This is a genomic window from Piscinibacter sp., from assembly GCF_050175855.1.
Classification (GTDB): Bacteria; Pseudomonadota; Gammaproteobacteria; order Burkholderiales; family Burkholderiaceae_C; genus Piscinibacter.
In genome coordinates this window covers 1-7,269 of record NZ_JBFXIO010000269.1, presented here as the reverse complement: position 1 = coordinate 7,269, position 7,269 = coordinate 1, and the positions used below count along the sequence as shown (strand labels likewise).

Genomic DNA, 7,269 nt, shown 5'->3' with positions numbered 1-7,269 from the left:
CGAAGCTGCGCGCCAACCGGCTCGGCCTGCTTGCGCGGCTGCACGCGGCGATGAACCGCGTGGCCGACCTGTCGAAGCTGGCTGCCTGACATGCCCGTCAGCCACTCGCACGCCATGAAGCTCGTCATCCTCGATCGGGATGGCACGATCAACGAGGACCGCGACGACTACGTCAAGTCTCCCGAGGAGTGGATTCCGGTGCCGGGCGCGCTGGAGGCCATCGCGCGGTTGAACCACAACGGCTGGCACACCGTGGTGGCCACCAATCAGTCGGGCATCGGCCGCGGCCTGTTCGACATGACCGCGCTCAACGCCATGCACCTGAAGATGCACCAGATGCTCGCCGTGCACGGCGGCCGCATCGACGCGGTGTTCTTCTGCCCGCACGTCAACGAGGATCGCTGCGACTGCCGCAAGCCGATGCCGGGGCTGTTCCACCAGATCGGCGAGCGCTTCGGCCTCGGCCTCGACGCCGTGCCGGTGGTCGGCGACACGCTGCGCGACCTGCAGGCCGGCGTGGCCGCCGGCTGCGAGCCGCACCTGGTGCGCACCGGCAAGGCGGCGCCGGAACGCATGAACGACGGGCAGGTCGCCGAGCTCGTTGCTCAGGTGCCCGGCACGCGCGTGCACGCCAGCCTCGACGCCTTCGCCGAGTGGCTGATCGCGCGCGAACGGGGCGCGCGGCCGGCCTCGGGAAGGAGCGACGAATGAACGCGGTCCGCTCGGCGCTGTTCGTGCTGTGGATGGCGGTCACGGTGGTGCCGTGGGCCATCCTCGTGCTGGTCTACTCGATCTTCGTGCGCGGCCACCGCCTGTACTGGTTCACGATGATGTGGCTGCGCATGGCGATCTGGGGCGCGCGGGTGATCTGCGGCGTGCGGCACCGCATCCAGGGCTGGGAGAACCTGCCCGACACGCGCATCATCCTGTGCCCGAAGCACCAGTCGACCTGGGAGACCTTCGCCTTCCCGACGCTGATGCCGCACCCGCTGTGCTACGTGTTCAAGCGCGAGCTGCTGATGATCCCGTTCTTCGGCTGGGCGATGGGCCGGCTGGACATGATCCACATCGACCGCAGCAAGCGCGCGGAGGCCTGGGCCAAGGTGGCCGAGCAGGGCCGGCGCTTCATGGCCGACGGCCACTGGGTGATCATGTTCCCCGAGGGCACGCGTACGCCGCGCGGCAGCCAGGGCACCTACAAGAACGGCGCGGCGCGGCTGGCGGTGACCACCGACACGCCGTTGGTGCCGATCGCCGTCACCTCGGCGCGCTGCTGGCCGCGCAAGAGCTTCGTGCTGCGCCCCGGCGTGGTCGACATCTCGATCGGCAAGCCCATCCCGGCCACCGGCCGCGAGCCCGACGAACTGATGCGCGAGGTCGAGCGCTGGGTCGAGGCCGAGATGCGCCGCCTCGATCCCGAGGCCTACGCCGATCCGGCGCCGGCCGCACAGCCCACGTAAACTTCGCGCCCATGCCGCGCCGCGACGCCCCCGCTTCCGCCCAGCAGCTCTCGCTGTTCGATGCGGCGGCGCCGGCGGACGAGGCGCCGCCCGAGCCCGCGCCGTCGCGGGCATCGCCGCCGGCCGCGACAGCGCCGTCGTCCGCGCCCGTGCCCCAGGCGGCGGCGATCTTCCGCCATCCCCAGGCGGACCGTGAGATCCGCCTGCGCGAGCATCTGGTCGCCTATGCGCTGCGCCGCGCGCGACGCCGCACCATCGGGTTCATCGTCGGCGCCGAGGGGCTGTCGGTGAATGCGCCGCGCTGGGTCGGCATCGGCGACATCGAGGCGGCGCTGCACGAGAAGGCCGACTGGATCCTGCGCAAGCTGCGCGAGCAGCAGGAGCGCGCCCAGCGCCAGCTGCAGGCGCGCATCGACTGGCGCGACGGCGCCGCCGTGCCCTTCCTCGGCGAGACGGTGATCGTGGTGCTCGACCCGCGCGCCACCGGCGCCGTGCTCAACAGCGATGCGCAATCGCTGCCCGGCGTGCCGCGGCTGACGCTGCACGTCGGCCTGCCGCACACCGCGGCGCCGGAGCAGATCCGCGACGCGGTGCAGAGCTGGCTGCAGCGGCAGGCGCGGCGGGTGTTCCAGGAGCGCGTCGACCTCTTTGCCGCGCGACTCGGCGTGCGCTGCACGAAGCTGTCGCTGTCGTCGGCGCAGACGCGCTGGGGCAGCGCCAGCGCCGACGGCGCCATCCGCCTGAACTGGCGCCTCGTGCACTTCGCGATGCCGACGATCGACTACGTGGTCACCCACGAACTCGCGCACCTGCGCGAGATGAACCACAGCGAACGCTTCTGGGACGTCGTGCGCTCGGTGATGCCCGACTACGAGCGCGCCCGCGGGCAGCTCAAGGACGACGTGCTGCCGGCGTTCGACTGAGCACGCCGCTCAGGGCGAGCCTGGCCGCCGGCCGGTGATGCCCCAGACGAGCTGGTCGAAGGGATCGGGATCGTCGCGCCGGAAGTCGACCCAGGTGAACTGGCGCAGGAACAGCGGCAGCTCGGGCTTCGCCGGTGCGCCGGGCAGCAGCACCGGGATCACCGGCACGCGGCGGTCCACGAACTCGCTGATGAATCCGCGCATCTCCTGCTGGTGCCAGGGGCTGATGCCGGCCGGACCGAGGCACACCGCCGCGCTGCCGATGCGCTGGATCTGCCGCTCCAGCAGTTCCTGCCAGGCCTGCCCGGGCGGCAGTTCCCACTCGTCCAGCCAGGGCAGGATGCCGCGCGACTTCAGGCCTTCGCCAAGCCGTTTGACGGCGGCCTTGTCGGCCGAGTTGTGGCACAGGAAGACGTCGAAGCGCCCGGCTTCTCGCTTGAGGCGCAAGGCGGCGGCGAAGGGGTCGGCGGCGACCGGCTGTGGCGCCTCGGCGGGCTCGGCGCGGATGGTCGCAGCGCTCGGCGCAGCGGCGGGCGGCGGCTGCAGGCGCTGTGGCCCGCCGGCGTGCACGGTGGCGACCGTACCAAGCGCCGCGGCATTGGCCGCAGCCACGGCGTCGTCCACACGATCGCCGGCAGCCAGCGAGCGGTAGAACGCGGCGCAGGCTGCTGCCGTCGGCGCATGCATCGACACCAGCACGCCGACGCCGGCGCGCAGCAGCGCCTGAGCGGCCAGACCAAGCGGCGCGCGTGCGGCCTCGGCGGCCGAGGCCGGCTGCAGCACCAGCAGCTGCAGCGCCGGAGAGGCCTGGCGCAGCAGCGCGGCCAGGGCCTGCACGTTGACGCTGCGCATGCCACCGGCCGAGTCGGCCAGGCGCAGCGTGACGTAGCTGCTGCCCACCGCGTTCGCGTCGGCCACGAGGTGCAGCACCGTGCTGCCGGCCAGGTCGCGGCGCAGCGCGGCCTCGCTGGCCGGAGCGGGTTGCAGGCACTGCCAGCCGGCACTGCGCAGGGCGGTCAGCGCACCCGCCAGCGGGCCGGCGGCTGCCTCGGCCCCCGGCGCGACGGCAAGCGTGAGTTGCATGAGCGCGGCGCCTTCAGGCCGGCGCGCGCAGCCGCAGGCCGCAGCCCGAGCAGAACTGCGCGGCCTCGCCGAGCTTGGCGCCGCAGGCGGTGCAGAAGGCGGCGCCGAGCGTCGGCCGTGGGCCCTGGTGGTCGGTGGCGAGCAGCCGCTCGTAGTCGCCGGCGTCGATCCATCGCAGGCACTGCTGGGCGCGCAGCACCGTCCACGGGTGGCTCTGGTCCATCGCCGAGAGCCGCCGAGCGATCCAGTTCAGGGCGTCGTCGTCGAGCGACTCGAACGCGCGCGCCTGGGCGATGAAGTCCTCGGTGTTGGCGCTCTCGTAGCGGCTGCGCGGCAGGCCGGCGAGCTTCATCATCACGCCGAGCGCGACGCTCGGGTCCTGGCAGGCCAGCAGCCCGGCACGGTCGGCACTGAACTCGCTCATGCGTTTCCAGTTCTGCAGCGCCACCTGCAGGCCGGCGCCGGCCAGTTCACCCAGGCCGAGCGTGACACCGCCGATCAGACTTCCGAGCACCGGCAGGTACTCGGCGATCTGGTAGTACAGCACGTGGCCGCTCTTGATGTGGCCCATCTCATGGCCGACGACGAACAGCAGCTCGTCCGGCGTGAGCGCATCGATGGCCTCCGAGCTGACCACGATCAGCGGCCTGCCGACCCCCGCGGTGAAGGCGTTGATGCCGCCATCGGCGGCGATGTACAGCTCGGGCAGCGAGGGCAGGTCGATGTTGGCCGCAGCCTCGCGCGCGACCTCGTGCAGTTCGGGAAAGGAGTCGGCGCCGACCTTCAGGTGGCTGCCGGTGAGCTGCACGCGCAGCATGCGCTCGAAGCCCCACTCGTTGACCTTGCGCACCAGCGTCTCGAGCCCGCCGGTGTTCTGCAGCGCGTCGAGCGCCTTCTTGTCCAGCGGGTGCTCGTAGCTCTGCGGCTTCAGGCCGGTGAGCTGCAGGCGTTCCATCCTGCTACCAGACCTTGCCCTTGCCGGAGGCGACCTGGTAGCCGTCGACCATCGACCAGATCCAGATCGCGATGGTGGCCAGCCCGCCGGTGAACATCAAGCCGATCACGGCGCCGAAGAACATCGCCAGGCCCTTCTTCCAGTCATTGTTGTACAGCTGCCCGGCGCCGGTGATGACGGCCGAGAGCAGGGCGGCCACCCAGGGCGTCTTGCCGGTGGGGCTGGCGGCGGCCGCGACGGCGGCAGGCTCCGCGCCACGCACCGGCGGCGGTGGCGGCACCTGCACCGAGGCGGCCACGGCCAGCGCCGTGCCGCAACTCGCGCAGAAGCGCGCTCCGTCGACGTTCTCTGCGCCGCACTTCGAGCAGAACATGATTCGTCTCCCCGGGGCCAGCCCCTCGTGCGGGGCATGATGCCCGCACGAAGCCGGCTGTCAATCGAGGAACTGGGGAGTCCGCGCGAGTTCAGCGCGGCGACCAGGGCGCCGCGAGCCCGGCGTAGGCCTTGGGAAGCGGCGCCGCATAGTCGCCCCGCTTGCTGGTGCCCAGGCCCAGCGCGACCAGGCCTTCGGCGAGCTTGACGGCGGCGGCCACGCCGTCGACCACCGGCACGCCCAGCCGCCGCTGCAGCGAGCGGCACAGGTCGGCCATGCCGGCGCAGCCGAGCACGATCGCACCGCTGCGGTCGCGCTCGAGCGCCGCTTCGGCGCAGGCCAGGATGCGTGCGTACGCATCGCTGGCCGGGTCGTCCAGCTCGAGCACGGCGATGTCGGTGCCATGGATGCCGCGGCAGCGGCGCTCGAAACCGTACTGCACCACCAGGTGCTCGGCGATCACGATGGTGCGGCTCAGCGTGGTCACGACCGAGAAGCCGGTGGCCAGCAGCGTGGCGGCATGGAAGGCCGCCTCGGCGATGCCGATCACCGGGCCGCTTGCGAGCTCTCGCGCGGCATGCAGGCCGGGGTCGCCGAAGCAGGCGATGACGTGGGCGTCCGCGCCCGCCTCCTCGCCGGCACGCACCTGCTCGGCCACGCCGGCAGCGGCCCAGACGTCATCGTGGTGGCCTTCGATCGACGGGGCGCCAAAGCTGGGCTGCACGGCCTCGATGTGTGTGCCCGGTGCGGCCGCCGCGCGTGCGGCTGCGCCGATCGACGCAGTCATGGAGGCCGTGGTGTTGGGGTTGATCACGCGCAGCTTCATGGGGCGATCCTGTATACAAAGCGGACGACTCGCTGACGCAAGACACGCGCCCGCTCGCGGCGCAGGCGGTTGCCCCAAATGCGGGCGGCGCCGCGTGATCCGGGCCGTGCTGGTGCGGTGCGTGGCGCGCTGCGGTGCATAGTGGCGGGCAAAGCCGGCCGCGGGCGTGGCACATCGGTTGCATACACGGGCCGCATGGCCGACCCCGCGACGCTCGAACTCGTGCAGCTCACCAAGCGCTACGGGGAGACCGTGGCGGTCGACCGCATCGGGCTGAAAATCGCCGCCGGCAGCTACTGCTGCCTGCTCGGCCCCTCGGGCTGCGGCAAGACCTCGACGCTGCGCATGATCGCCGGCCACGAGCTCGCCAGCGAAGGCGACATCGTGCTCGGTGGCCGCAACATCACCGACCTGCCGGCAGCGTCACGCGGCACGGCGATGATGTTCCAGAGCTATGCGCTGTTCCCGCATCTCTCGGCGCTGGACAACGTCGCCTTCAGCCTGAAGATGAAGGGCGTGGACAAGGCCACGCGGCATGCCAAGGCGGCCGAACTGCTCGAGCGCGTCTCGCTCGGCCACCTGGCGCAGCGCAAGCCGGCCGAACTCTCCGGCGGGCAGCAGCAGCGCGTGGCGCTGGCGCGTGCGCTGATCACCGAGCCCAAGGTGCTGCTGCTCGACGAGCCGCTGTCGGCGCTCGACCCCTTCCTGCGCATCCGGATGCGCGCCGAGCTGAAGGCCTGGCAGAAGTCGCTGTCGATGACCTTTGTCCACGTCACGCATTCGCAGGAAGAGGCGATGGCGCTGGCCGACCAGGTGGTCGTGATGAACAACGGCCGCATCGAGCAGGACGCCTCGCCGCACGAACTGTTCAACGCGCCGGCCAGCGAGTTCGTCGCGCGCTTCATCGGCGGCCACAACGTGATTCCCTCCACCGCCGGGCCGGTGGCGGTGCGCTGCGACCGCACGCGGCTGTCGCGCACACCGCTGCCCGAGGGCGAGACCGCGATGCCTGCCACCGTGCGCGACGTCGAATACCAGGGCAGCTACGTGCTGCTGACGCTCACCGCGCAGCGCGTGGCCGAGTTCAGCGTCGTGATGCCCGAGGCGGAGTTCGACGCCGCTCCCTGGCAGCCGGGCGACACCGCCTGCGCGCACTGGAATCCCGCCGAAGTTCACCCGCTGGCGGCCTGACCGCCGTTCCGATCTCGTTCCGAAACCCCGAGGAGAGACCCATGACCGACACCTCCCGCCGCAACCTGCTCAAGGGCACCGCCGGCATCCTGGCCACCGGAATGTTCCCGGCCGTGCGCGCCGCCGACCCGATCGTGCTGCGCTACCTGGGCACCGCGGTGAACCAGGACAAGGCGATCGCCGAGAAGTTCAAGGCCGACACCGGCATCACGATCCAGTACGTGGCGGTGAATACCGACGAGGTCACCAAGCGCGCGGTGACGTCGCCGAACAGCTTCGACCTGATCGACACCGAGTACTTCTCGCTGAAGAAGATCGTGCCCACCGGCAACCTCAAGGGCATCGACACCAGGCGCATCAAGAACGCCGACAAGATCACCACGCTGTTCACCACCGGCACCGTGGCCGGCAAGGCGGTGGGCGACCAGGGCACCGCGCCGAAGAAGGTGATCTACCTC

The 7,269-nt window shown here is 71.4% G+C and carries 8 protein-coding genes and 1 pseudogene; 5 read left to right on the top strand and 4 right to left on the bottom strand.

The genetic code is table 11. The features are described from left to right. Window positions 1-114 precede the first annotated feature (114 nt). From gmhB to AB7U92_RS18330, 3 genes are read left to right on the top strand one after another with little or no spacing between them, the layout of a single operon-like run. Window positions 115-711: a D-glycero-beta-D-manno-heptose 1,7-bisphosphate 7-phosphatase gene (gmhB, locus tag AB7U92_RS18340; protein ID WP_428580180.1), complete on the top strand. Its 597-nt coding sequence runs from the start codon at window positions 115-117 to the stop codon at window positions 709-711. Next, window positions 708-1,460: a lysophospholipid acyltransferase family protein gene (locus AB7U92_RS18335; RefSeq protein WP_428580177.1), complete on the top strand. Its 753-nt coding sequence runs from the start codon at window positions 708-710 to the stop codon at window positions 1,458-1,460. The genes gmhB and AB7U92_RS18335 overlap by 4 nt, the downstream gene beginning before the upstream one ends. 11 nt (window positions 1,461-1,471) lie before the next feature. Further along, window positions 1,472-2,383 carry a M48 family metallopeptidase gene (locus tag AB7U92_RS18330; protein WP_428580174.1) on the top strand — a complete coding sequence of 304 codons (912 nt, stop codon included), beginning with the start codon at window positions 1,472-1,474 and terminating at the stop codon, window positions 2,381-2,383. 9 nt (window positions 2,384-2,392) lie between these two features. Here AB7U92_RS18330 and AB7U92_RS18325 read toward each other — a convergent pair whose 3' ends face one another. From AB7U92_RS18325 to AB7U92_RS18310, 4 genes are all read right to left on the bottom strand, one after another. Then, window positions 2,393-3,466, bottom strand: a complete 1,074-nt coding sequence (locus AB7U92_RS18325; protein WP_428580170.1) for a toll/interleukin-1 receptor domain-containing protein — start codon at window positions 3,464-3,466, stop codon at window positions 2,393-2,395. Window positions 3,467-3,479: 13 nt separating this feature from the next. Beyond that, complete coding sequence (locus AB7U92_RS18320; RefSeq protein WP_428580167.1) at window positions 3,480-4,421, bottom strand: M48 family metallopeptidase; 942 nt, start codon at window positions 4,419-4,421, stop codon at window positions 3,480-3,482. A 4-nt stretch (window positions 4,422-4,425) separates the two neighbouring features. Then, entirely contained in the window at window positions 4,426-4,794 is a 369-nt protein-coding gene (locus AB7U92_RS18315; protein ID WP_428580164.1) for a zinc ribbon domain-containing protein, read from the bottom strand. A gap of 91 nt (window positions 4,795-4,885) precedes the next feature. After that, a complete protein-coding gene (locus tag AB7U92_RS18310; protein WP_428580161.1) occupies window positions 4,886-5,620 on the bottom strand; it encodes an aspartate/glutamate racemase family protein in 735 nt (244 codons plus the stop codon). Between the two features lie 195 nt (window positions 5,621-5,815). On the opposite strand from AB7U92_RS18310, the gene AB7U92_RS18305 reads away from it, so the two are divergent. Together AB7U92_RS18305 and AB7U92_RS18300 are read left to right on the top strand one after the other, a co-directional pair. Beyond that, complete coding sequence (locus AB7U92_RS18305; protein ID WP_428580158.1) at window positions 5,816-6,811, top strand: ABC transporter ATP-binding protein; 996 nt, start codon at window positions 5,816-5,818, stop codon at window positions 6,809-6,811. Between the two features lie 41 nt (window positions 6,812-6,852). Beyond that, window positions 6,853-7,269 (top strand): annotated as a pseudogene (locus AB7U92_RS18300) (ABC transporter substrate-binding protein); the annotation flags it as partial.